This is a genomic window from Micromonospora marincola (genome assembly GCF_056150385.1).
The window spans coordinates 1-24141 of record NZ_JAXCFT010000002.1 but is presented as its reverse complement, the minus strand read 5'-3'; the positions used below and the strand labels follow the sequence as shown (position 1 = coordinate 24141).

General features: G+C 68.1%; 21 protein-coding genes. 10 read left to right on the top strand and 11 right to left on the bottom strand.

Going from position 1 to position 24141, the window contains the following annotated elements; genetic code table 11:
- Positions 1–10: 10 nt before the first annotated feature.
- From SM450_RS04495 to SM450_RS04480, 4 genes are read left to right on the top strand one after another with little or no spacing between them, the layout of a single operon-like run.
- Positions 11–1258, top strand: a complete 1248-nt coding sequence (locus tag SM450_RS04495) for an efflux RND transporter periplasmic adaptor subunit (protein ID WP_474618394.1) — start codon at positions 11–13, stop codon at positions 1256–1258.
- Complete coding sequence (locus SM450_RS04490) at positions 1258–1998, top strand: ABC transporter ATP-binding protein (protein WP_474618393.1); 741 nt, start codon at positions 1258–1260, stop codon at positions 1996–1998. The genes SM450_RS04495 and SM450_RS04490 overlap by 1 nt, the downstream gene beginning before the upstream one ends.
- Complete coding sequence (locus tag SM450_RS04485; protein WP_474618392.1) at positions 1995–3188, top strand: ABC transporter permease; 1194 nt, start codon at positions 1995–1997, stop codon at positions 3186–3188. Before SM450_RS04490 ends, SM450_RS04485 begins: the two co-directional genes overlap by 4 nt.
- Positions 3189–3191: 3 nt before the next feature.
- Positions 3192–3758, top strand: coding sequence for a hypothetical protein (locus SM450_RS04480; RefSeq protein WP_474618391.1), 567 nt, complete (start codon positions 3192–3194; stop codon positions 3756–3758).
- A 443-nt stretch (positions 3759–4201) separates the two neighbouring features.
- Here the strand turns inward: SM450_RS04480 and SM450_RS04475 are convergent, their stop codons facing one another.
- Positions 4202–5212: a DMT family transporter gene (locus SM450_RS04475; protein ID WP_474618390.1), complete on the bottom strand. Its 1011-nt coding sequence runs from the start codon at positions 5210–5212 to the stop codon at positions 4202–4204.
- Positions 5213–5266: 54 nt separating this feature from the next.
- Between SM450_RS04475 and SM450_RS04470 the strand changes: the two genes are divergently transcribed.
- The gene (locus tag SM450_RS04470) at positions 5267–5857 is read left to right on the top strand and encodes a TetR/AcrR family transcriptional regulator (RefSeq protein WP_474618389.1); all 591 of its coding nucleotides are present in this window, start codon (positions 5267–5269) and stop codon (positions 5855–5857) included.
- A gap of 338 nt (positions 5858–6195) precedes the next feature.
- Here the strand turns inward: SM450_RS04470 and SM450_RS04465 are convergent, their stop codons facing one another.
- The 4 genes from SM450_RS04465 to SM450_RS04450 all read right to left on the bottom strand — a co-directional run bounded on the left by SM450_RS04465 (position 6196) and on the right by SM450_RS04450 (position 9844).
- Complete coding sequence (locus SM450_RS04465; protein WP_474618388.1) at positions 6196–6831, bottom strand: nucleotidyl transferase AbiEii/AbiGii toxin family protein; 636 nt, start codon at positions 6829–6831, stop codon at positions 6196–6198.
- A gap of 2 nt (positions 6832–6833) precedes the next feature.
- Positions 6834–7400: a hypothetical protein gene (locus tag SM450_RS04460; protein ID WP_474618387.1), complete on the bottom strand. Its 567-nt coding sequence runs from the start codon at positions 7398–7400 to the stop codon at positions 6834–6836.
- 96 nt (positions 7401–7496) lie between these two features.
- On the bottom strand, positions 7497–8909 hold the full coding sequence (locus tag SM450_RS04455; RefSeq protein ID WP_474618386.1) for a DEAD/DEAH box helicase family protein: 1413 nt from the start codon (positions 8907–8909) through the stop codon (positions 7497–7499).
- Between the two features lie 41 nt (positions 8910–8950).
- The gene (locus tag SM450_RS04450; protein ID WP_474618385.1) at positions 8951–9844 is read right to left on the bottom strand and encodes a TOTE conflict system archaeo-eukaryotic primase domain-containing protein; all 894 of its coding nucleotides are present in this window, start codon (positions 9842–9844) and stop codon (positions 8951–8953) included.
- 61 nt (positions 9845–9905) lie between these two features.
- On the opposite strand from SM450_RS04450, the gene SM450_RS04445 reads away from it, so the two are divergent.
- Together SM450_RS04445 and SM450_RS04440 are read left to right on the top strand one after the other, a co-directional pair.
- On the top strand, positions 9906–10217 hold the full coding sequence (locus SM450_RS04445) for a hypothetical protein (RefSeq protein ID WP_474618384.1): 312 nt from the start codon (positions 9906–9908) through the stop codon (positions 10215–10217).
- A 6-nt stretch (positions 10218–10223) separates the two neighbouring features.
- Complete coding sequence (locus SM450_RS04440; RefSeq protein ID WP_474618383.1) at positions 10224–11375, top strand: hypothetical protein; 1152 nt, start codon at positions 10224–10226, stop codon at positions 11373–11375.
- A gap of 58 nt (positions 11376–11433) precedes the next feature.
- On the opposite strand, the gene SM450_RS04435 is transcribed toward SM450_RS04440, so the two are convergent.
- From SM450_RS04435 to SM450_RS04415, 5 genes are all read right to left on the bottom strand, one after another.
- The gene (locus SM450_RS04435) at positions 11434–11820 is read right to left on the bottom strand and encodes a hypothetical protein (protein WP_474618382.1); all 387 of its coding nucleotides are present in this window, start codon (positions 11818–11820) and stop codon (positions 11434–11436) included.
- 1103 nt (positions 11821–12923) lie between these two features.
- A complete protein-coding gene (locus SM450_RS04430) occupies positions 12924–15389 on the bottom strand; it encodes a S8 family peptidase (protein ID WP_474618381.1) in 2466 nt (821 codons plus the stop codon).
- Positions 15390–15484: 95 nt separating this feature from the next.
- Positions 15485–16477, bottom strand: a complete 993-nt coding sequence (locus SM450_RS04425) for an AAA family ATPase (RefSeq protein WP_281565831.1) — start codon at positions 16475–16477, stop codon at positions 15485–15487.
- 844 nt (positions 16478–17321) lie between these two features.
- A complete protein-coding gene (locus SM450_RS04420; protein WP_474618380.1) occupies positions 17322–18200 on the bottom strand; it encodes a hypothetical protein in 879 nt (292 codons plus the stop codon).
- 296 nt (positions 18201–18496) lie between these two features.
- A complete protein-coding gene (locus tag SM450_RS04415; RefSeq protein ID WP_474618379.1) occupies positions 18497–19783 on the bottom strand; it encodes a hypothetical protein in 1287 nt (428 codons plus the stop codon).
- A gap of 170 nt (positions 19784–19953) precedes the next feature.
- Here SM450_RS04415 and SM450_RS04410 point away from each other — a divergent pair, with 170 nt between their 5' ends.
- Positions 19954–20349, top strand: a complete 396-nt coding sequence (locus SM450_RS04410; protein ID WP_474618378.1) for a hypothetical protein — start codon at positions 19954–19956, stop codon at positions 20347–20349.
- Positions 20350–20487: 138 nt separating this feature from the next.
- Positions 20488–21417 (top strand): hypothetical protein, encoded by a 930-nt coding sequence (locus tag SM450_RS04405; protein WP_474618377.1) that lies wholly within the window; start codon positions 20488–20490, stop codon positions 21415–21417.
- Positions 21418–21641: 224 nt separating this feature from the next.
- Here the strand turns inward: SM450_RS04405 and SM450_RS04400 are convergent, their stop codons facing one another.
- Positions 21642–22415 (bottom strand): helix-turn-helix domain-containing protein, encoded by a 774-nt coding sequence (locus SM450_RS04400; RefSeq protein WP_474618376.1) that lies wholly within the window; start codon positions 22413–22415, stop codon positions 21642–21644.
- Positions 22416–22556: 141 nt separating this feature from the next.
- On the opposite strand from SM450_RS04400, the gene SM450_RS04395 reads away from it, so the two are divergent.
- On the top strand, positions 22557–22724 hold the full coding sequence (locus tag SM450_RS04395) for a hypothetical protein (RefSeq protein ID WP_474618375.1): 168 nt from the start codon (positions 22557–22559) through the stop codon (positions 22722–22724).
- The last annotated feature ends 1417 nt before the right edge of the window (positions 22725–24141 follow it).

The following is a 24141-nucleotide window of genomic DNA, read 5'->3' as shown; positions in this document are numbered from 1 at the left end:
GCTTTCGGCCATGCGAGTGCGCCTGCCGGCCGTCCTGCACCAACCGCCTGTGCTGGTGAACGCCGCCCTGGCTCTGCTTCTGGCCGCCGGCGGCTACTGGGCCTGGTCGTCGGTGTCCGCCCGCGCCGCGCAGGTGGAACCGGCCCAGAGCACCCGGACGGTCCAGGTGGCCCGGGGCACGGTGACCGCCACGGTCACCGCAAGCGGTTCGGTGGAGAGCGCCACCACGGCGAGCGCCAGCTTCGGCACCGCGGGCACCGTCACCGACATCCGCGTCCGAGTCGGCCAACAGGTCAAGAAGGGGCAACTCCTGGCGACCGTGGACCCGGCCGCCGCCGAGCGGGCGCTCGACGTGGCCGAGGCGAACCTGGACGCGGCCGAGAGCGCGCTCGATCGGGCGCAGGACGCCGACGGCGACACGTCCTCCGCCGAGAGCGCGGTCACCCAGGCGAAGCTCGCGGTCGACGAGGCCAGGGCGGGCGTCGCCGGGACGAGACTGACCGCCCCGATGGTCGGTACGGTCGTCGCCGTCAACGGCACGGTGGGCAGTTCCTCCGGCGGCTCCGGTTCCTCCGGCGGAAGCTCGGTCAGCGCCGGCAGTTCGGGTGGCCAGCAGGGCGGCGGGACCGGGCAGAGCGGTGGCGGGTCGAGCGGCTCCTCGGGTTTCATGGAGCTCGCCGACCTCACCCACCTTCAGGTCAACGCGGCGGTCGCGGAGGCGGACGCGACCCGGCTCAAGGACGGTCAGCCGGCCACCGTCACCTGGAACGCCCTCTCCGGCGCCCAGGTCACCGGCAAGGTGCTGGCGCTCGACCCATCAGCTACCACAAGCAACAACGTGGTCACCTATGGCGTGACGGTCGGCCTGGACGAGGTGCCCACCGGCGCGAAGCCGGGGCAGACGGTCACCGTCGCCGTGACCACCGGCACTGCCCAGGACGTGTTGTTGGTCAACTCGGCCGCGGTCAGCGGTGCCGGTGACCGGCACACCGTCGCCGTGGTCACCGAGACCGGCCAGGAGACCCGGCGGGTGGAGATCGGCCTCGCCGGAGACCAGGCGTACGAGATCACCTCCGGGCTGGCCGAGGGCGACCGGGTCCTGCTCCGCGCGGCCAGCACGGGCACGGGCACCGGCACCGGCGGCGCCGGCTTCCGCGGCGGGGCGGGCCTCCCCGGCGGGGGCGGCTTCCCGGGCGGCGGCGGCTTCCCCGCCGGCGGCGGTCAGGGCGGTCGCCGCGCCGGCAACGGAGGCAACTGATGCGCCCGCCGGACAGCCCGGGCCGTCCGGTGCTCGACGTCCGCGGGCTGACGAAGGTGTACGGCGAGGGCGACGCGACGGTGCACGCGTTGCGCGGCATCGACCTGTCGGTGGACGCCGGCGACTACGTGGCGATCATGGGTTCGTCCGGTTCCGGAAAGTCCACCCTGATGAACATCCTCGGTTGCCTCGACACGCCTTCGAACGGGCGCTACCTGCTCGACGGCGTCGACGTGGGGAGCCTCGCCGACCGGCAGCTCGCGCTGGTTCGTAACCGGCTGATCGGGTTCGTGTTCCAGGCCTTCAATCTCATCGCCCGAACCAGCGCCCTGTCCAACGTGGAGCTGCCGCTGGCCTACGCGGGGGTTCCGGCGGCGCAGCGACGCCGCCGGGCGCTGGACGCGCTGGACGCGGTAGGCCTCGCCGACCGTGCCCAGCACCACCCCAACCAGCTCTCCGGCGGCCAGCAGCAACGGGTCGCGGTGGCCCGTGCGCTGGTCACCGAACCGGCCCTGGTGTTGGCCGACGAGCCCACCGGCAACCTGGACAGCCGCTCCACGGAGGACATCCTGGCCATGTTCGACCAGCTCAACGCCGCCAGGCGGACGATCGTGCTGATCACCCACGAGCCGGAGGTCGCCGCGCGGGCCGGCCGGCTGATCCGACTACTCGACGGCCAGGTCCGCTCCGACCAGCGGCAGGACACGGTGGGCCGGCACACCGCGGGGGTGCCGCGGTGACGCTCGCCGAGATCCTCCGCTTCGCGCTACGCGGGGTGAGCGCGAACAAGCTGCGCTCGGCGCTGACGATGCTCGGCATCCTGATCGGTGTCGCAGCGGTGATCCTGCTGGTCGCGGTGGGGAACGGGTCCGCGCAGGCGATCACCCGCCGGATCGAGGCGCTGGGCACCAACACGCTCACGGTCACCGGCACCAACCGGCAGGCGGGCGCGGGCGGCCTCACCCTCCAGGTGGCCGACGCGCTGCTCGACCCGGTGCTCGCCCCCGACGTGCGGTCGGTCTCACCGCTGGTCACCACGTCGGGCGTGGTCACATACCAGGGTGCCGAGCACGAGGTCGGCCAGTTCGTCGGCACCCGGCCGAGCTGGTTCGACGCCTCGAACTCCCCGGTCGCCAGCGGTGCCGCGTTCACCGCCGACGACGAGGCGCAGGGCCGGCGGGTGGTGGTGATCGGGCGTACCGTCGCCGACGAGCTGTTTCCCGACGCCGATCCGATCGGTCAGCGGGTCACCGTCGGCGGCGCGCTGTTCACCGTGGTCGGCGTGCTGGCGCCCAGGTCCGGCACCGGTTTCCAGGACGCCGACGACGTCGCGGTCGCACCACTGCGGGCGGTACGCGAGGTGCTGACCGGTTACGGCCCGCTCAGCTCGATCCTGGTCGAGGCGGCGAACCCGCAACAGGTGGACGCGGCCCAGGCGGAGATCACCACGGTGCTCGCCCAGCGACTGCCCGCCACTGGCACAGGCAGCACCCCGTACCGGATCCAGAACGCCGCCCAGCTGCTCCAGACGCAGACCGAGACCGCCGCCACCTTCACCGTGCTGCTCGGCGCGGTCGCCGCGATCAGCCTGCTGGTGGGCGGCATCGGCATAACCAACATCATGCTGGTCACGGTCACCGAGCGGACCAGGGAGATCGGCATCCGCAAGGCGCTGGGTGCCCGGCGGCGGACCGTGCTGACCCAGTTCCTGACCGAGGCGACCCTGCTGAGTCTGATCGGCGGGGCGCTGGGCGTGGCCGCCGCGTTGATCGGATCCCGGTTCACCATCGCCGGCGTGCAGCCGGTGATCGTATCCAGTTCGGTCGTGCTGGCCCTCGGCGTCTCGGTCGCGATCGGGCTCTTCTTCGGCGGCCTGCCGGCGGCCCGCGCGGCCCGGCTGCGCCCCATCGACGCCCTGCGCTACGAGTAGCCCATGCGGAGAGACGAGGACATGGACCCCGAAACCGTCATCTTCGACCGGGTCGAGGACGAGCCGCCGGCCGCGACCCAACCGGCCGACCGGGACCTCACCGCGGCGCTCGCAGCCGCCGCGCCACGGCGCTGGTGGAACCGGGGCACAGTGGTGCTGGCCGCGATGCTGCTGGTGCTGGGCGGATTCGTGGGTGGCGCGCAGGCGCAGAAGCGGTGGGGGGAGATGCCGACGGCCGCGCGGACCAGCCGGTCGGGCGGCTTCCCGGGCGGTCTCCCCAGCGCGTTCCCCGGCGCTGGTTCCGGTCGGTCCGGTTCCGGCACCGAAGCGAGCCCGGCCGCCGCCGGGTCGGCCACCACCGGCAAGGTGAAACTCGTCGACGGCGGCGTGCTCTACCTGGAGACGGCCGACGGCAACGTGGTCACGGTACGGACGAACGGCCGCACCGCCGTGCGTACCAGTCAGGCCACCGAACTGGCGAAACTGAAGGCTGGACAGACCGTCAGCGTGCAGGGCGCCCAGGCGGCGGACGGGACGGTCACCGCCACCGCCGTCACCGCCACCGGTTGACCGGCCGGTGGGCTGGCGGCCGACCCGTCACCGGTGGTGCCGACAGCCGGTGCTCGGCCCGGACGTGAGGACGTGAACAGGACGGGCACTCATCCGCGATCGCAAGACCGTCAGCCGACCGGCAGTAACCGTCCGCGCCGCAGCCTGAAGCGGCACGCCCTCCGCCGGCGCGACCCCATCGCGTCGGCCGCTTCACCCTGCCACCAAGATCACCCGGAGTCACATGGAGACTCCTGTCCTGTTTTCACGTTAGCGCATCGCACACGCGCTTTGCTGTGCTCGCTTGCTAAAGATCAGCATAACGGGCGTAAGTCCTGCTCAGGCTATGCTGCGGTAGGTTCGACGCGTCCTCACCCAACCCTGCTTGCAGCTCAGCGCCGATCGCATCGGGGCTAGGGTCGAGGGCTCTGGTCGTGGGAGGGGACCCGACGTGCTGAGCTGGCCTATGGATCTGGTTTGTGCGGTCGCAGCCCGAACGGTGCCTGAGCCGAGGTGTGAGTCCGTCGATGAGATGAAGCCACCGGATCAGTGGACTCCACGGGTGGCGCGGCGCTTGCGGTAGGTGGCAGGGAGGCCACCGCCATAAGGATCATGACGCCGCCCGCAAAGGCAGGAAACGGCAGACGTTCACCGAGCAGGACAACGGCAAGCAGGGCCGCAGATACCGGTTCCAGCAGGGTTGCCACGGTCGCCGCTGATCCGGACGTGGTGCGCAGCCCGGCATAGAGCAAGCCGTAGGCGAGCGCCATAGTTGCCACGCCCAGGTAGAGCAACGCGGCTAGTGACGCCGAACTCGTGCCGACCATCGACTCATGGCTGAATCCGGCAACCAGCAGGAACGGGGCGAGCGCGATCGCACCGACCGTTGTGGTGCAGGTCGTCAGTGCCACTGGATCTGTGGCCTGCGCGAGCGTGTGCCCCAGAATCGTTGTCGCCGCATAGGTCACCCCGGCGGTTGCAGCCAGCACCAAGCCGAACAGCGGTGACCGGCCGGACGCCGTGGATTGATCCGCGGTTGCGCTGATCAGCACCAACCCGAGCAAGGCCGCTCCCAGCACCCCGACCTGCTGGATTGAGGGCCGGGTCCGGCTGCGAAAATGTTCCCAGACCGCGGCCAACACCGGCGCCAGCCCCAACGAGATCACGGTGGCCACGCTTACCCCGACCAGCAGCACCGACACGAAGTAGAGGCCCTGATAGGCGGCGGTGCCGCAGCCCACCACGACGGTCCGCAGCGGACGCACACGCATGATCGCCATGATCGCGCTCGACCGGTGTGTCGCCACGGCGAAGCCGATCAAGGCGATTGCCGCGAGCAGCATCCGCCAGGCGCTGACGGTCATCGCTCCGAGCCCGTCGCGATCGTGCAGGAACGTCACGACAAGACCGCCGGTGCCCCACAGACATCCGGCGATGCAGACCTGGATCAAGCCGATCCTGACCGTACGTGCCATGACGACACGCTAACATGCTAGGTAGACCGACCTACCTAGTCGAAAGGTGACGTCATGGGCGCACCGGGCCCGGCCAGGGGCGGCGCGGCCCGTGAGCGGCTACTGGCCGCCGCGGCGCGCATGTTCTACACCCACGGAGTGTCCGCGACCGGAATCGACGCGATCACCTCCGAGGCGGGCGTGGCGAAGATGAGCCTCTACAACAACTTCTCCTCCAAGGCGGAGCTGGTGTTGGCCTACCTCGACGCCCGGCACGAGGAATGGCTGCAGCTCTATCGACGCCGGATCGCGCAGACCACGGATCCTTACGGCGGGGTGCTCGCGGTCTTCGACGCCTACACCGACCACGCCGCCTTCTCCTACGCACACGGCTTCCGCGGATGCGGGCTGCTGAACGCAGCTGCCGAACTCCCGGCCGGCGACCCGGGCCGTGACTCGGTTCGTCGACACAAGGAGCACGTCGAAAAACTGCTGGAAGAACATCTCGAGCAGCTCCTGCCCGAACGGCCGGAAAAGGCCCGCGCGCTCGCCGAGCACCTGTCGTTTCTGCTGGAAGGCGCCATGGCGCGCGCCGGCCTCGAAGGCGAACAAACGCTTCTGCAACGCGCCCGAGTTATCGCCGCAACCTTGATCGAACAGCTGTAGGCCCACTCAGCGGGTGCCGGTCGACTCACCGGTCTCGACAGAATCGGACAGCGGGTGGCTGGGTCAGTGCAGGTCAACGTGGGTCACTCCCTGCCGACCCGGGTGGGCCCGCAGGTCGTTACACTGGCCACTCCCGCCCTCGTAGCTCAGGGGATAGAGCATCGGTTTCCTAACCCGACGCTCCGCCGGTATCCACAGGCCGACGACCTGCGGCTTTCTATCTTCCCCCGTTGCGTTCCGGTCGCTTCGCGGGCTCGCTGCGATCGCTTGCCGGAGATCAGCTGGACGTTGTGGGTCCTGCGTGTACAGGCTTACGCTGCCGTGAGTCGGGAGCCGAGTCATCGTTCCTCGTCGTCGAGCAGTTCACGGCGCCATTCGGCGAATCGGTTACGGAGTTTGTCCAACGCTGGGCCGGTGACGCCGTACTGGGCGAAGTCGTCGGGGTCGAGCTGGGCGGCTTGTCCGAGGGCGTCGGCGAAGATGCGCCGGTCGAAGCCACGGTCGGCGCGTTGGGCGAGGGCGAGAAGGCCGTCGCGGGTGTAGCGACCGGAGCTGAGGGTGTCGTCGATGTCGATGAAGTCCCGGGCGAACGCTCGCCCGTAAAGGGCGCTCATCTTGTTCGCGACCGCGTCGTCGGGGTGGAGTACCGGTCCGATCGCCATGAGGATCGGTTCGTTGGCGCGCCAGTCCACGCCGAGTTCGACCTTGGAGATCCGCATGCCGTCGGTGACGGCCAGTCGGGCGAAGGTGTCGTACTGGCGCTCAGCCCCGACGGTGAGGCCGCCGTCCCGGTAGGCGTGCACGACGGCGGTGACCGCGGCGGTGAAGTCGTCGCGGCGGTCCCAGGCGGTGAACAGGTCGACGTCCTCGAGAAGTCCGGCGGCCTGGACCGCGTAGCCGTCGGCCAGGGCGAAGCCGTATCGGTCGGCGGCCGCGGGGCCGGTCCGGGCGAGGCGTTCGTGGAAGGGGTCCACCGTTATGCCGCGTTGCTGCGGGTCGCGGCGAGTTCGGGGAAGGCGTCTTCCCAGCGTTGGCGGAGCTGGGGTGGCAGCCAGAGGGTGGGCCAGAGCCGCCGGAGCAGGTCGGCGTCGAGCCAGGTGTTCAGATCCTCGACGGTGCTGGCTTCGGTGAGCACCACCTTGTACATGCTGGCCAGGCGCGCGGGCCGGTTCAGGTCGTACTCGGCGTGCCCAGACCAGTCGAGGTGACGCGGCAGCGTCACCGTTCCCTCGGTCGGGCCGTGCAGTTCGGTGAGGGTTTCGGCGATCACATAAGGCTTCCGGTCACCGTATGGCCGGTAGTCCGCTGGCGGCTGGGGTGGCGTCCTGCGCCGGTTGATGTTGGTCGCCCGCCGGACTTCCGGTCGGAGTGCCTGACGGATCGTTTCCCGGCTGTATCCGGTGACCCGCTGCAGGTCCACCGGCCGCCACCCGGCCGCGTGGAAGGCCCGCAGTTGCTCGTCCCGCTCGGTCAACGCCTGCGCCCGTGTCGCCTCGTACCTGGAGACAGCCGCCTGCAGCTCATCCTCGGAGAACCGGCCCATGGCGATCAGCCTACTACGCTAGGCCCAGCAAGCTTGGCCTTTCATTCGCACCCTGTAACCGGCGGGACCAGGCGTGGTGATCGCGTCGGGATGCACTCATGTTCTGGTGAAGCCGAGGGCCCGGTATCCGGGCATGCGGCGTGGGAGTGAGGCGGCGAGGATGGGAGTGGCCGGGTCGTGGTAGTCGTGGACCTCGGCGAGGTCCTTGCCGGGCGCGGCGCGGATGACGCGTCCGGCGCATTGGACGAGTAGGCCGTCGTAGGAGATCGGGCCGGCGAGGAAGAGGGTGTCGAGGGCGGGGGCGTCGAAGCCTTCACCGATGAACGGTGTGGTGCCGATGACGAGCAGGCCGTCGCCGACCTTGGCACCGTCGAGCCGGTCAACAACGGTCCGTCGTTCACGGGTGCTCATCGCGCCCTGGAGTACGAGCGGCTGGTGTCCGCGTGCGGCGAGTAGGGCGGTGAGGGTCTCGACCTGGGCGACCCGTCGGGTCAGGACGAGACAGTTGCGGCCGCGGGTCAGGGCTGCGGCGACGTCATCGGCGATCCGAGCGTTGCGTGACTCGTCAACGGCGAGCCTTCGGTGGACCTCGGCGAGCGCGCCGGGCGCGTCAAGGTCGACGTCGCCGGACTGGAATGTGGTCTCGTGGATGAACAGCGCTCGACGGGGTCCGGCGTCGGCGTGTGTCGCTGCGGCGAGGGTGCCTTGTTCCTCGTCGGTCAGGGTGTGGCGGACGGGTCCGAGTTGCCAGGTGACGAGTTGTCCGAGGCCGTCGCGTCGGGTGGGGGTGGCGGTGAGGCCGAGCCAGAACTGCGCGGCGATCCGTTTGACCGAGTGCTCGTAGGCGGCGGCGCCGAGGTGGTGGCATTCGTCGACGATGACGTGCCCGTATCCCTGGGTCAGGGTGGCGACGTCGTCCCGCCGCGCCAGGGAGGGCAGCAGCGCGATGTCCACCGTGCCGGTGAGCTTGCGTCGGCCGCCGCCGAGCTGGCCGGGCTTGACGTCGAGGAACTGCTGGATGCGGGTGCGCCACTGGTCGGCGAGGGCTTTGCGGTCGACGAGGACGAGGGTGGAGGTGTTGCGTTCGGCGATCACCGCGCAGGCCATGACGGTCTTGCCGGAGCCCGGTGGGGCGACCAGAATCCCGTCGTCGTGGGCGAGAAGCGCGCCGACCGCATTGGCTTGTTTGCCGGCGAGTTCGGCGGTGAACGCGGTGTCGATCTCGGTTCCGGAGTTTCGTACGTCCGTGACGGCCAGCCGCGATCCGGCGCGCTCGACGATGGCGGCGATGGTGTGCCGCAGGCCCCGCGGGAGGACCAGGCGGTCATCAAGGGTGAGGTCGTAGCCCTGGATGAAGCGTGGGGTGTCCCAGGTGGACTTGCGGAGTCGCTGCAGCTCGTAGAACTTCGGATTGGCCATGGCGGCGGCGTGCTTGAACGTCGCCAGCGCGGCGGGCGTGAGCTGTCCGGCGTCGATGCTCAGCCCGGCACCGGCCTCCGCGTGAACCACCGGAGGGAGCGGAGGATGGACCTGGGTCGCGGCGGACCGGCTCATGGTGGCGATGTCGGCACCGGTGACGGCTTGCTTGGCCTGCCGGGCGATCTGTTCGGCGTCGCCGGGGCTGAGCCGGTCCAGCGTCGACAGGAACGCCCATTGGTCGGCGTGCGGCTCGAGGGTGCGAGGTCGAGGAAGGTGGTCAGTCCGTCCTTGCGGCGGCGTCCTTGCAGGGGTGCGGCGATGAGGTTGCCGAAGCCACCTTCGGGCAGCACGTCCTGATTGGGAAACAGCCGGTCGTACGACCGTAAGTCCATCGACCCGCGCAGCACCATCGCCTCACGGAGAAGAACGGTGCCGACGGCCCGCGCGGTGGCCGCGGGAACAGCGCCGGTGAAGAAGACCCACACGTGGGCTCCGCGGCCCGACTGGGAGATCTCCAACGCGGCGGGCACCGCGCTGGCTCGCGCCGCCTTCACGTACGCGAGGGCGTCGAGCATCGCCGTGGGCCCGTCGAAGTCGGCCACGACGAAGTGGCAGGTGTTGCCGGGCATCAGCGGGTACAAGCCCATGAACACGTCGCCGACCAGATGCGCCGCGGCGACCTCCATTGTCCGGGGCAGGTAGGTGGCACCCCGCCGGTCCATCCCCTTACGCCAACCCCCAGCGACCGCCGGCATCCACCCGGCAGCGCCGGTACGGGCGTTGTCCCACCGCACGGCGTACACGTCGGCCCGGGCCCGGAACCGGTCGGCGAACAACGTCAGCTTGTCCCGAGTCGGCGAAGCCATGGTGACCAGCCCTGGCGGCTCCACCGGAGCGGACAACTGCTCCGGTGCCGCCGACGTGTCCTGGCCGCGCAGCTCCAGCAGACGCGCCAGTCGGGCGTTCTCCGCCCGTAACCGTTCCACCTCGCGCCGAAGATCGACGAACTCGGCCACCGAACCCATGCCGACCATCCTCGTGCATCGGGCGCCGAACACCCCGGCACCGGTCCGCTATCCTCCGCCGATGGCATCGAAAGGTACCGCCGTGCTGGAGGCGATGATCGAGGAAGCCACCGTCGACACGGACGGTTACGAGGACGAGCGTGCCGGCCTGTTCGCCATGATCGAGGAGCATCTGGCGGTGCCGTTCACCACCACCGTCCTCGGCGTCGAGGCAACCGTAGGCAAGATCGAGCTGGCTGCGGACAGCATCGTCGCGGTCTGCGTCCGAGGCCGCCACCGGCAACGGGTCGGCCTTCTCGACCTTCCGCTACCCACCCCTGTGCCCGACGGTGCCGCGTGGATCGACGCCTACCGGCACTGGGCCGGAAGGTAGGCCACGGTGAGCGAGTACCAGTACTACGAGTTCACCGCCGTCGACCGACCCCTCACCGGCCGCGAGCGGGCCGAGCTGCGGTCGCTGTCGACCCGGGCCGACATCACCGCCACCAGCTTCGTCAACACCTACGAGTGGGGCAACTTCAAGGGCAACCCGCGCACGCTGATGGAACGGTACTTCGACGCGCACCTGTACCTGGCCAACTGGGGCACCCGCCAGCTCATGCTGCGCCTACCGAAACACGTGCTCGCCCCCGCCACCGCCGCCCAGTACTGCCAAGGCGACAGCGCCTGCGCCTGGACTGCCGGCAAGCACGTCATCATCGACCTCCACGACGAGGACGAGGACGGCGCCGACGAGTGGGACCTCGACGGCCACGGCCTGCTCACCTCCATCATCCCGGTCCGGGCCGGCCTCGCCGCCGGAGACCTGCGCCTGCTCTACCTGGCCTGGCTGCGCTGCGTACAGTCCGAGGAGATCGCCGACGACGAGCCCGAGCCGCCCGTCCCCGCCGGGCTGGACACCCTCGACGCGCCCCTCACCGCCGTCGCCGAGTTCCTGCGCCTCGACCCTGACCTGATCGCGGCTGCGGCGGCCGGGTCGGCGCCGGCCGCCTCCGGTGAACCGACCGTCGCGCAACTACGCACCTGGGTCGTCGAGCTGCCCGCTCGGGACAAGGACGCCATCCTGACCGACCTGATCACCGGCGGCGACAGCGACCTGCGCAGCCGACTGCTGCGCCGCTACCGCGACGCGCTTCCCACCGACGCGTCCACCCCAACGGCCGTCCGTACCGCCGGTCAACTGCTCGCCACCGCCGCGGAGTTGCGCGCCGTGCGGGAACGACGGGACGCCGAGCAGCGGGAACGCGACCGGGTTCGCCGGGAACGGTCCGCCGCAGCCGCCCGGCAACGGCACCTCGACACCCTCGCCGTCGACCAACCCGCCGCATGGCAGCGGGTCGACGACCTCATCGCCACCAAGAAACCCCGCGAGTACGACGCCGCCGTACAACTCCTCGTCGACCTGCGCGAACTCGGCGAACGCGACGGGGACAGCTCGTCGTTCCGGCGCCGGCTGGCCGAGCTACGGGCGGCGCACGCCCGCAAGCCCAGCCTGCTCGAACGCCTCAACCTCGCAGGCCTCGACACCTGACCGCACGATACGCCGCCCGATATCAGCCGCCGCATATCACCGCCACGCATTACCCGGATCAGGGGTTGAGATCGGCCCACTGCGCCTGCGTCAGCAGGCCCTCATGCTCCAGCCGGTGGGCGATCTTGGTCTTCGTGGCCGCATCCAGCGTCTCGGGTAGATCCTCGAAGGAGGCGGGCAGGACATCCAGCAGGGAAAAGATCTGCTGGCCTTCTCGCACCGTCAAAAGCAGCATGCACCGCCAGTGCGGCGAAGACTCAGGCCGGTGCCCCAACCGGTGCGCCAGTACCGGCCACAGATAGTGCACCGCTGCTGGATCGGCGAACTCCGCCAACCACCCTGCCCCGTGATTGCGGCTCAGTCCGCAATGAATCGCCTCGGTGTCGAGCCGGATCAACTCTGACGTGTCGACTGCCTTGATCGTCCGGGGAACACCTGAGCTCACAGCGAGAGTTTCCCATGCGAGAACCAGCCGCCCGACACGCCGATTCCGGCCCAACCGCCCACGGGCCGGCCCAGGACAATGGTCAACCCTGACCCGCAAGCCTAGGCCCATCAGTAGATCGTCGGGCAGTGGCTCACCCGCTCCGCCGAACGCTGGCAACCGTCGGCCTCGTGCTGATCCAGCCCCCGAAGTCCGCAGACGAGTTCCGTGAGGCTCGTCGCCTGCCCGGGAGCGGGCAGCCTGTCGACGCCGCGTGGAACCTTCGGCCAGCGTTGACACGTGGGCTCGCACATTGTGTCCGAGGTGTCAAGACCTTCAGCCGACCGGCAGTAACCGTCCCCGCCGCAGCCTGAAGCGGCCCGCCCTCCGCCGACGCGATCCCATCGCGCCGGCCGCTTCACCTGCCTATCAAGATCATCCGGGGTCGCATGGAGACTCCGGGTGTGGTCCTGGGCTGGGTAAACGGCGGTCCCGGGAACGTGGGTGAACCCCTGCCACTCCCTGCGACCCCGGGTGAACCCCAGGTCGCTAGACTGTCCCCTCGCGCCCTCGTAGCTCAGGGGATAGAGCATCGGTTTCCTAAGACGACGTTCTATCTGCACCCATATGCTGATGACCTGCGGGTCCCTATTTTGTATTCACTTCAGTGGGTCGCACACGCGCGTTGCTGTGGTCGCTTGCTGAAGATCAGCAGAGCTGACGTAAGTCCTGCTCAGGCCGTACTTTGGTCGGCCCGACGCGTTCATGCCGGAACCCGGCGAAGTTGCCGCGCCGCGTCAGTCTACGGTGCCGCGAGAGCTGGGGCCAGCAGCGTGACGGGTTTGGCTGCGCGTGCCGGGTGGTGGTGACCGACCCAGAGGGCTCGTCCGGTGAGATATTGGGCGAAGTCGGGGTGGCCGGTCCGGTTCTGCAGGGCGAGGCCGCTCCGGGCGGTTGTTGTGCAGGGCGGCACGGAGCTGGTCGTACTCGTCCCGTGGTGTGGCGGGGCTCGCTCGCTGGAGGTCAGCAATCGAGGCGTTGCGTGCGATTGGCCGCGCGCCTGCTGCGGGCTTGGTCAAGCCCGCGGGCCCTTGCGGGGGACGCGCAGGCAGTAATGAGTCCGATCATACTTGGATTGCGACGGCAACGCCGATCTGCTGGGCGACGGGTGTCCAAATGTCGACGTCTTGGTCCGGGGTCTCGATGGATACGGCGAGAGCGTAGCGTGCGCCGGAGTCGCTGCCGTCACGCTTGGGGTTCTCCTTCCACCATCCAGTCACGGGGAAGATGGCTATGGCGCCGCACCCGGCGAGATCCGCCGCTGATCCTTCCCAGATATCGGTATGAAGGGAGCCCGCGGTTCGTTGATTACTCCCGAAGATCCACTGCTTGGCGTCATTGGTGCTACTCGGTCGGCGCTCCTCTTCGGCTAGCGCGCGTTGATTAATGCGCTTGCGGAAAAGATCAGTGGACTCTGTAGGCCGCCGGATGTCGAAGCGAAGGCCGTGGGATGCGTAGCTGTATCTCCGTTGCCAACCGCGGCGTCCGGGGTTGGGCTCGATGAAGTACGACAATGTCACGCGCATCCTGACCTGCGCGGCTCCGAGTCCTGTCAGGACGTCAGTGGGCCACGGCAGGTCGTGAAGGTGCATCTCCCTCATGGTTCCGTCGCGGTAAGGGTGGATTGTGTCCTGAACGATAAGGGTGAGTGCGTCGCTTGCGCTGCGGGTCGCACGATCTAGGCTGGGTAAGCCCATTCCGTATCGTCTGTGGAGCTGATGGACCGCGGCCTTGCCTACCCTGCGGGCTCGGTTGACGCGCTGCTGCATGGCGGTCGTCCACTCCGCAGAATGGACGATCAGGGCACGAACCGTCTCAGGCCAAAGTGTCGGGTAGTCAGCAAGGATCGATGCGGCTAGGTGAGCAGCCTGGGCTGTGGCGGCGCTGGTTGCGCAGGTGGTTGTGAGGAGGCGTGCATCGACGCCCGGGTGTCGGGTGGTCAGCACCTGCAGGGCCTCTGGAGTGTCATAGCTCTTTCCCGCGGGCGAGCAGGCGACGTTGCCGCCTTCGAGCACGATGTCGGGCTTGACCGGCCATCTACGGCTGAACGGGACGGAAGTTCGGCTGTGTGGTGATAGCTCACCGCGGGGGGCAAGCGGTATCCAGCCGTCCCACATCTGCCCTGCGGATGCGAGATTATCCAGGCTTGTGTAGGCCCCCACGGTCAACGCGTTCCACGCTTGTCCGGGGTCCTCGACCGGCTCGACATCGTTTCGGGTCAGGTAGTCCTGCTGGAACTTGGTGCGCTCCACGTTCCCGGCGCTAATGAGGAAGAGGCGACGAGCTGCCTCCTCGGCCTGGTCAAGATAGACCAAGCCGTTGTCGGTGACGTCGATGCTTCTTCCGGCTGCGAGCGCATCGACAGCTGCAGACCACGACGTCGGTTCGCCCGTCACGCGACGGCGGCTGCCGTCCTCTTGAACCGGTCCTCCTTTTGCCGTAACAGCCATCGAGAATACCCGGCGACGCGCAGGGGCTTGAACCTCCACAAGGCTCGCCGCTGTTGCGGTAACTGCACCATGCAGCTCGGGTGGATGCGCCCGAGGAGGCGGCGGTACCAGCTTGACAGACTCTAGGCGGTGCCGAAGCTTCACTGGTCCCGCTGATCGTATGACCTTGCCAAGATCGCCATAGAGAGCGAGGCCGGCCATCTCTGTACCATGGCCACCGTGGTCGTCAAGCCGCCAATTCGGATCGCAAGAGTGGCAGTCGGTTAGGTCGAGTGAGTGTTCCAAGAGCGCATGGTTTTTGTGAACACCGGTATCGAGGATGCATACGGTGGGGGCTTCGGCTGAAGCGGCGCTTGTTCGGTCGACGAGTTGGTCTACCCACTCACGCTGTTCGCTGGCGGGCTCAGAGGCAATTTGTTGCGCGAGTTCATGAGGTTGACGTAGCTCAGCGAGGTCATCGAGCACGTCTAGGGCGGTTGCCAGATCCCGGGCGGTCGCTTCGACCAAGACGACTGTTCGGTCCGAGAAGCCGAGGGTGCGCGGGCCCATCCGGATTCTCGCCCGCTCGGCGAACTGCTGAAGACGGCCGATCTCATTGCCGTCGCGGCGACGCAGCCACACTTCCCACCAGACGTGGGCATCCGGCTCTGGAAATTGCTCTGGCGGATCGGTCCATAGCGCCTCGACTGAAGCTAGCCTAACCGCTGCGATCCGGTCGACGAGGTTGGCGTTCTTTGGCTTGGCGTCATTAGTGGTCTCAGCGTAGCCCTCGAGCTTGGAGAAGAAGTGACCAAGTTTGCCGTCTGGGACGAAGACGGTCGCCTGCTCCACCGGTCCTGTTGGCGTTTCGACTTCATGGACCGAGACCAGTTCTGGTTGGAGACCCCTGCGCTGCGATTCCAGCGATTGGAGTGCTAGGCCGACGCCAGGAAAGCTCTCGAACACTAGATACAGGCCGTCGATTGCTCCTTCGACGGTCGCCTCTCGTTCCGCACGCCTAGCCTGTGCGGCTATGTCGACTTCTCTCAGTTGCTCGGAGAGCCGTTGCGCGTGAGCCTGACGATCCGAGGGTGCCGCCACGGTGCCGTTGTCGCCCCCGCTTCCGGGGCGGCGGTATGGCTCGGCAGTGGCGGCTCGCGTGAGTAGGAGATGGGGGCGGTTTCGAGGGGCCATCTTTACTGCTTCTCGTGGGCCATGTTCTGCCGATCTCGCAGGGCTGCCGCCAGGGTGGCAGGAGTGACGTGCTGCTGACCAGACAGGATGGCCTCCTTGGCGGCTAGTTCGCAGGCGACTGTGATCTCGGCGTGACTCAGGCCTGCTGCGGCCTCGTCGATAGCACTCCACGCCCACTTTTTGGGCCCCATAGTAGCCAACCGATTGCGGATAACAGCCCTGCTGACCTCGGGCGTGGGTAGCGGATACCCGACAACGAGGTCGAACCTCCGGAACAGCGCGCGGTCGAGCAGTTGAGGGTGGTTCGACGCGGCCACCAAGAGGCTGTCCGAGTCCTGCTGGTCTAAGAACTGCAAGAAGGAGTTCAGCACGCGTCGGATCTCACCAACATCGTTGGTCCTGGAGCGCTCTCCCCCAAGAGCGTCGACCTCATCGAACAGGTAGATTCCCCGGGTCTCCGCTAGCGCGTCGAACACAAGCCGCAGCTTTGCGGCCGTCTCGCCCATCATCTTGGTGATCAGGGCGTCCAGGCGGATGGTGAAGAGTGGTAGTCGAAGCTCGCCGGCGAGGCTGCGCGCCGTCATCGTCTTTCCGGTCCCGGGCGGGCCGACTAGTAGGAGGCGACGCAGAGGGTCGAAGCCGTGTTCTCGGAGTCTGTCTTGCTGTCGCTGCTCAAGCAAGACACGCTCCAACCGTTGCCGAACTTCCGGCTCCAGCGCGAGGTCTGCCAAACGCGTGGTCGGGTAGGCGACGCTCAAGAGGTCAGCTAGCTCACCTCGTGGTCGAGCGACAGGAACCGGGCGGCTAACTGGCCTGTCTGCCCTCTCAGAAGTTGCTCGGAGTCCATCGACTAGATCTCGCAGCTCTTGGGCGAAGTGCGCTTGACCGCTTCGAGCGGCCTTCGCGGCTACCTGCAGGGCTACCGAGTAGAAGCGGGCATCGTCACCCTCGCCATGACTTCTGACCAGGGCCTTGACTTGATCAGCTGTCGCCACGTACGCCGCACCTCCCCCAGCTGCCGTGCATGAAGCCACAGACGCTGACCTGACCCTAGCGTCAACGACTGACTTCCCTGTGCGACATGACCCAAAAATGATCTTGAGTATCGCGACCTTCGCGATTTCCCCACTTGCCGACCAAGCTTAGAGCCAAGACAGGTGGCAGGGCCGCCGCGGTTCGGTCGTAAGGAGCCTGCGGGGCGGAGGCTTCATCCGGCCAGCGCCACCATCATTGCGGTGATGCGCCGGATCAGCAAGGCCGTCCCCGCCGAACACCGCATCGGCCCACCACTGGTCCGAGTGCTCCGGCTCGTTACGAATCACCTGGCGACCCTGGAGCACCACTTCGGCCTCGCACGCGAGTCCGACCTGGCCGACGACAGCCGTGGTCCGCTTTCACGACGACCTCAACATCATCGTCCGCCTGCGCAACAGCGCCGAGGTCGGGGCCGGTGTCCGACCCGACCCGGACAAAAGGGATACCGGCGACGCCACGGGCCAGTCGCACACCAACCGCCTCGCAAGGGATGTTCTCGGCAGGAGCACGACCGCCTGGGCGCCATTGTCGGACTGCAGGACGCCGCCTTCTTCCAACCTGCCAGGCTCATCGACCCGCAGTCTGGCCTGAAGAGGGCCTTCGTCCGCACCAACCGGCGCCTGCAGTGCTGGAGGCAGCCCAGCTGTTCACCGAGCCCAAAGACCTGGCCCGAGAACCCCAAACGGGAGAAGCCCGAGCCCTACCTCGACACCAGGTTTTGGGGGCGGCACGATCCTGCGGGCTTCCGCCTCACCGCCCCGAGTGGGACCGTTGCGCAGCCGTCTCGTATAGCGCTGCGGCGGCTTATGGATACTCGGCCCGGATGAGGGTGGCGAGGTGGTTGCCGGCTTCGGTGGTGTCGACAGGTCCGCCGGCCAACTCGGTGGTGAGTGCATCAATCGGGTACCGGGCAAGTACGTGGTAGCGGGCCAGGTACACCGCCACCGCGGAGACCTGGTAACCGCTCACAGCGGCGAGCAGCGTGTAGGTAAGGACCTGGTCGATGAGACCCTCGAACTGGTGGGTCTCGGTGAGGTGGCCGGTCTTGACTTCCACGATCGTGGCGCCGGCGAGTAGGTCGGCGACCCTCAGCCCATCGAGTAGGGCGGGACCGGCGGCTATGGGGCCGTAGCTACGCAGCGCAGCACGGAATCCGCTGAGGTAGCTGGCCCAGAAGGCGGCAAATGCTGGTCGGACGGCACGGGTCGCGGTCGCGCAGATGGCGATAGTCCGGCGATGCCGCAGCGGACCTTGCAGCGTGGCATGGGCCCCGTCCGGCCTGGTGATGGGAAGCTGTCGCAGGGCTTGTTCGAGGATGGTGAGCACGCTGCCCACCGTGAGCAGGCGGGCACCTGGCACTTCAGAGTTGGTCCTGCGCCACGCCGCGTCGCCTCTCCGGTGGTCGGGCCGGTAGCCGGCGGTGGTGAGGAGGGTCTGGCGCTCGGTCTTGGGCAGGCTGGCGAACAGGTGTGGGTACGGCGGAGTGTCGCACAGATCGAGTGCGAAGGTCTTCTCGATAGCGTGGCCGAAGTGTCGCGGATTCGGCGGGCACACGGTGATCGGCGCAGGAGCGCGGCGGATGCGGTGGCGTAGGTCGACGATCAGCTCCTCACGGTACGGGAAACGGCGGGCAAGCCACCGCTTCGACGACAACGGCTCGAGGTCGGGGCGGAACACATCCATCGGACACTCCTCGGCAGGAGGGCACACCAGTGCGGCTTCCAACACGGCCTGGTCAATGACCGGCAGGCAGCCTGCGGCGGGAAGGACAGCAAGAACGACCGGCTCATGCGTGAGCGAGTGGAAGAGGCGTGAGCGCTGCCGCTGGCGGGGTCTCAGCCCTTCGGCATCATCGGCCGATGTCGGGCTCCGCTACTGCAGGGCGGCGTGGTTAAGAAGCGTTCGGTCACACGAGCCGAAGCCGCTCAGTAACTCTACGCGACAGCGAAGTTCAGGGATACCCGTGTAGATGCCGGCGGTCACGACCAGCGGTACTCCAGACGCAGACCCTGGCCGACGAAGCGATACCGGCCGCGGCTCGCCGGGTCGAACGGGTTCGGGAGCATACGGATTTGGCGATTCTCATTCATGACGTTGGTGATCACTAGGAGCCGCCACCGCCGGTTCCGGGCGTTCTCCTGCGCTGAGATGACCTGAGTCTCGCCCAGCTCGATTCGACCGCCCTCGGCGAGGGTGGCCTTGACCTCGTAGTACCAGGTGCCGCGCCGGCCGGGGACTTCAAAGTCCCAGCCCAGGCTGTCGTCACCGGTGCCGGGGAAGACCCGCTCACGGTATCCCGACACCCAGCATTCCGGGCTGAAGTCGGCACCGTACTGCCGCTCCAGCCATCGATAAGCGAACCACTCGCCAGCGAAACCCACCCCCAGCTTTTGCAGGCTTGACAGCTCGGACGCGAACCCACCGCTGCCGAAGCCGCCACCCGCGATCCGGCCGCCGGGGCCGGACCGGGCGTCGGTTTCCTTGAGGCCGGTGAACCTGCGTGGAGTGGCCAGGAACGCGGGTGTTCGGTCCAGCGAATTGTCGAGAGCCGCGCGTAGCGAGGTGAAGCCGTCGTCAAGGTCGAATGGTTTGTCGTCGATGTTCACGGTCCGCCGCTGCCGTTCCCGTTCGGCGCGTTGCTGCCGCTCCTCGGCTTTCTGGCGGTCGAGGTCGTCGTGGGTGAGACCAAGCGCGTCAACGTCATCGGTCGCGGGCATGTCCGTCGGCCAGACGCCGAGAGTTTGCAGCCAGCGGAGCACGTCCGGAAGCGTCAGCATGGCGAAGTCGAGCGCGCCGGCCGAGTCGAGCGTTGCGCGCAGCGCCGGGCCTGCCGACGCCTCGTCTGTCCACGGCGCGGGGACCGGGCGGCTGTGCCGTTCGAGCCAGGCGCGCACGAGCTTGGCCAGCCTGCCGGCGCCGGTATCGACCAACTCGGCGTTGGCCTTGGCACAGTCGCTGCGGCGCGGCAGAGGGGGGCCGCTGTCTGGCGGCTGTTCGCCCAGCCGCGCCGTGAGTTCTTCCTCGACGCGCGCCGCCATGAGATCGGTCGAAAGAACGTCGACGGTGGTGCCCCACTCCGGGTCCGGGGCGAGCAACTCAACCCGCCGGAGCTGGGGCCAGTCCGGCTGGGGGTCGCCGGCCGCGAAGCGGTCCCACCGGTGCCAGCGCAGCCGGTCAAGCAGCGAGTCGCGATGGTGGCGTACGTAGTCGGCGAAGTCCTCGGAGTGCTGCGCGCCGTAGTCGATGAGCGGATAGCGCCCGCCCATGCCGGACAGGGTGGCGTTGAGTTCGCGTACCGGTCGCCGACGAACAGCAACGGCGGGCAGCCGAAGCCGCGCGGGAGAAGGCCGCAGCCGAACACCGGCGGCGGCAGGAGGAAGCCGCGGCCGAGCGCAGACGGCAGGAGGAGGCCACCCTCGCCCGATGGCACGCCGCGATGGCCGACGCCCGCGACCGGGCCGCGGACAACATCCGCGCGGAAACCTTCCGCAACGCCTACCAGGCGTGGACCACCGCAGCCGGCATCCGCGCGTTCTGCAACGCCCTCGAACAAGCGGCCGAGGGAAGGACCGCCGGCGGGTACCTCGCCAGTTGGGTCGCGTGGGGCAGGGCCGCCGCCGACCGGATCGACCCCACTCGCAATCCCCGCGTGCTAACTGACATCGATTACAACCCCGAACCCGGATCCGACGATCTGCGCCCGTTCCTCGGTGACTGGAGCCCCCACGGACCACGCAAGGAGCACCGCCCTGATCACGACCGGCAGGCCCACGCCGGCATCCGCCGACAGGCCGAATCGTGGCACCACGGGCTGCTCGACCGCGGCGCCTGAAGTGCGTCCACCTCAACCTCCACCACCCTCCGGCCGGATGCGCACGAGCCTCCGCCGGGACCTGCCGCCATCGCGGCGCGAACCGCCAGCACGACCCGGTACCACGCAACAAGCGACGCTCACCCGAAGGACGGCTGGATGAGAATCGACCCCTCCCGCTTCACCGTCGGCGACGAATGGGCGTACCGGCAGTCGGACCACACACCGTCCGAACGCGTCCGCATCCTGGCCGTCGAACCGAAGAAGACCAGCGCCCGCCTCGAGATCAGATTCCTCGACGACCCCGGCGAACGGGTGGAGAAGGTCCCCGGATCGCGGCTGCGGGTGCCGTGGAACGAGGTCGGGACCTTCGATGCGCTGATGGCGAACTGGCAACGCATCGACGATCTCAGCCTCGATCACACAGAGGAAGCCTGCATCGAGGAGATCTTCGGCCTCTTGATCAGCGAAGACGTAGCCGAACTGCTCTGGTCCCCGGTGTCATGCGCCACCGACATCCACGACAGGGCCCGGCTGAGCGAGATCATCGACGGCCCGGTCGACGACATCCTCGCCTCGGCTGAATGGTTCGACCACGACGGCGGGACCATCCTGTCACCGGCCGGCACCCTCCACCTGGTCGAGGCCACGTGCCGCGCCCACCCGGCCCAGGTCCTCGACCTCGTCATCGAGCAGGAAGCCCAGTCCCGCCACAAATGCAAGTTCGGCGACGAGCACCGCGTCGGCCGCGACAGCCGGTCGACGACACCGGAATGGGAGTACGACTGGTACCGCCGCCACGACCGGCCCCGCCACGAACTACTACGCCAGTGGTGCGGCCACCGGGCAGTCACCCACCACGAACGGTTCCTCGCCGCCGAAGCCGAAACCCACCGCCTCGACATCCTGATAACCGACCTCCTGAAGGCCCTGGACAACCTCGGCGAACACGAACAGGCCGCCCGCTTCGCCGAGGAACACGAACGCGACCGCATCACACCCCACACGATGCGCCCCGTCGTCGAACGCCCCCTACACCCCTCCGAGATACCCGTACGCGAGATCAAGGTCAGGAGCCGCTGGTGGTGAACACCCTGAAGGCGGCGGCCGGGTCTATGGTTGGGCCAAGGCCCCTAACGCCCTGGTCCTGGCCTACGGTGACCGGATCGCCATCTAATAACCTCGATCGCACCTCAGGCCCAAACACGGAAATCGGCACACTCTGCGGTCGGCGGGGCGAGGTAGAGCCGCCGCCCCACAGCATGACGGCTCGTATGCCAGCACGCCCGTTTCGGGCCCGCCATACCGGGCTCCTACGTAGGGGGAGAGGTCGCTGAGTACAGGCTGGCTCCCTCTCGCAGTCCATGGATGAATGCGGCAACTGCTGCTCGTTCGCGTGCAGGCATTGCCTGAACTGACGCGAGGATCCAGGCGACGTCGGCGGGGAAGGTCCCGGTGTGGGGCTTTGCCGTCGGCTCGGGCGGAGCCGGTCGAGCGACGGGTTCCGGGCATGGGAAGCTGGTCATCAACTCGAGGGGCTCGCTCGAGCCGCCGTCCTCCGAAACTCTTGCCCGCAGTTCGATGATGACCGCTGCAGGGCGCCCATCGATCGGCTCGCGGAGGCCGACCTCGCATCTGTAGTCAACCTTCCAAGAACTGCCGAGCAAGCGCTCAAGGATTTCGCAGATCGCGTCGGCGAGGGCGACCAGCTTCAGCGAAGGCTCATACCAGTCTTCGTTTGGGGTCCATGCCTTCGCGGCTTCGGCTACGGCTTGGCGATGGACGAGTTCGACCTGAGGATTTGCCTCCAACTCGCGCCACCATCGTGTGCCCAGAGGTTCTTCGTCCCAACCATAGATCTCGACCGTCCCCTGCACCGCGCGCCAGAGCTCAAGCAGTGCATCCTCGTCGAGGTCCAGGGCGACGGCGTAGCTGCGGATGATCGCCTCGGTCTTGGGTGGACGGTTGCCGCTTTCGGCCATCGAGACAGCGGCCACGGAGAGCCTGGGGTCGAAGCATCCGGCGACATCGGCCTGGTTCTTCGCCAAGCGCTTACGCACGGCCTGCAACACGCGTCCGAAGGCCACCGCCGAACTAGAGCCTGCCTTCACTTCACACACTCCCTGTGAATCGTGTAGTCTTCGTTTCACAACACGGCGGATGCGTGAAACCTATCATGGTTGCGTGTCTGCCTCGATCCGTGAGCGGTAGGAGGAAGGAAGCTGCACATGAACCGCCAGTTCCCGAACGACCCCGGTGAGGGCTTCGTCGACAGAGTCGAGCAGGTAGCCCAAGATTTCGGGCGGATCGTGGCCGCAGTCGTGCTGATCGCCGATGGCGTCAAGGTCCTGTACCGGGTGGCATCGCCACTCCTCGCGGAGCTAAGGCAACCTTGAGCCGTCCCTCCGGCGTGTCCGAGACGCCCTCGACCGTCGGCGCGATGCGCGGGACAGGCGGCCATGCAAGCGTGATCGGTCACCGTCGACCATCGGCACCGGATTTGCCGGCAGCGCCTCCACGCAATCCGTCGGGCCCGGCGGCAGGCGTGCAGCCGTGTGAGATCCGGGTGCCCGTCGCGGATCTGTCTGAGCAAAACCACCCGTCCCGTGCCGAGCGAGTCGATCCGCGTCGCCGGCGGCACCCGCACTGCCGTAAGCCGACACCAGGGGCCGCCGCATCCAAAACGACACCGGCCAGCAGGCTCAGCACGACCTGCTGATCGGTATGGGCAGTGCCAGGGGACCGTTGAACGGCAGCAGCGTGGTGGCCATGCGCGCGGCCGCGGTGGCGTAGTCCGAAGCAGTGTTCAGCAATAGCTCCGGGACACGCACGTGAAGTGACCCCTATCGGCCGGACACCGACCGAATCCTTGCCCCACGCCACGCGCCTGGTAGCTACCGGGCAGCGACGCCTCTACCGCCAGCGGCGGTTCGCCGCCCGGGATGTCGGCGTACGGGTGAACGGGACCAGGTAGGTACGGATGAACGGCGCCAGCCTCCTACCCACGGCCGAGGCCCTGCCTGGCGGACGTTGTCGTTGCCGTGAAGGCAGCCGGATAGCCCCTACTACCGCGCCGCTTCCGCTCCTCGCCGCTGCGCGGCTGCGGTGCGGGTCGGCTTGGTCTCGACCCACTACCGCAGCACTCGTCGAGGGCCGCGTCGACTCCGGCGGATCGGGTGAGCGCGAGCTTGATCTCCCTCGCCGGGCCGATGGCGGGCCCTGCACCACCTGATCAATGTCGAGATCGTCCCTGATCATGAGGGGCGTGCGCAGATACGGCGGACTGGCCCCGTTCGGTCGTACGCGGCTGGTCCCGTTCACCCGTACGCCGACACGGGACCCCGGATGACACTCCCGGCCATGAAGCCGGCGACCAACGCGACACCGATGCCGCAGCCATACCGACCCATCGGGCATCGGGCCGGGAGGACCGCCGCCATGAACGATGTGCCCTACCTGCAGCCCCGACACGATTCTGATCCGCATCCGAGGAACTCCGGCGCAGGCAAGAGCAGCAACGCCCGACAGTTGCAGCCGCAGCAGCGCTCTCGTTGAGCAGGACTACCTACGCCGAGCCCCCTGGCGGAGGGGCCGACCTGCGGCTCGCAGGGCGCCATCATCGCGGCTGAGTGCGCGGGCTGGCGCCGCTGGGATGCCAGGCCGCCGAAGTTAAAGCTCCTCCAATCTAAAGGACGTCTCGTAACTCGGTGAAGGCGTTGGCCGGCAACGGTGTTGGCGTCATCCCGCGAGGATGATGTTGTGGAGGTGGGCGATGCCGGAGGCGGTGTCGGTCAGTGTGCTGGCAGCACGCCG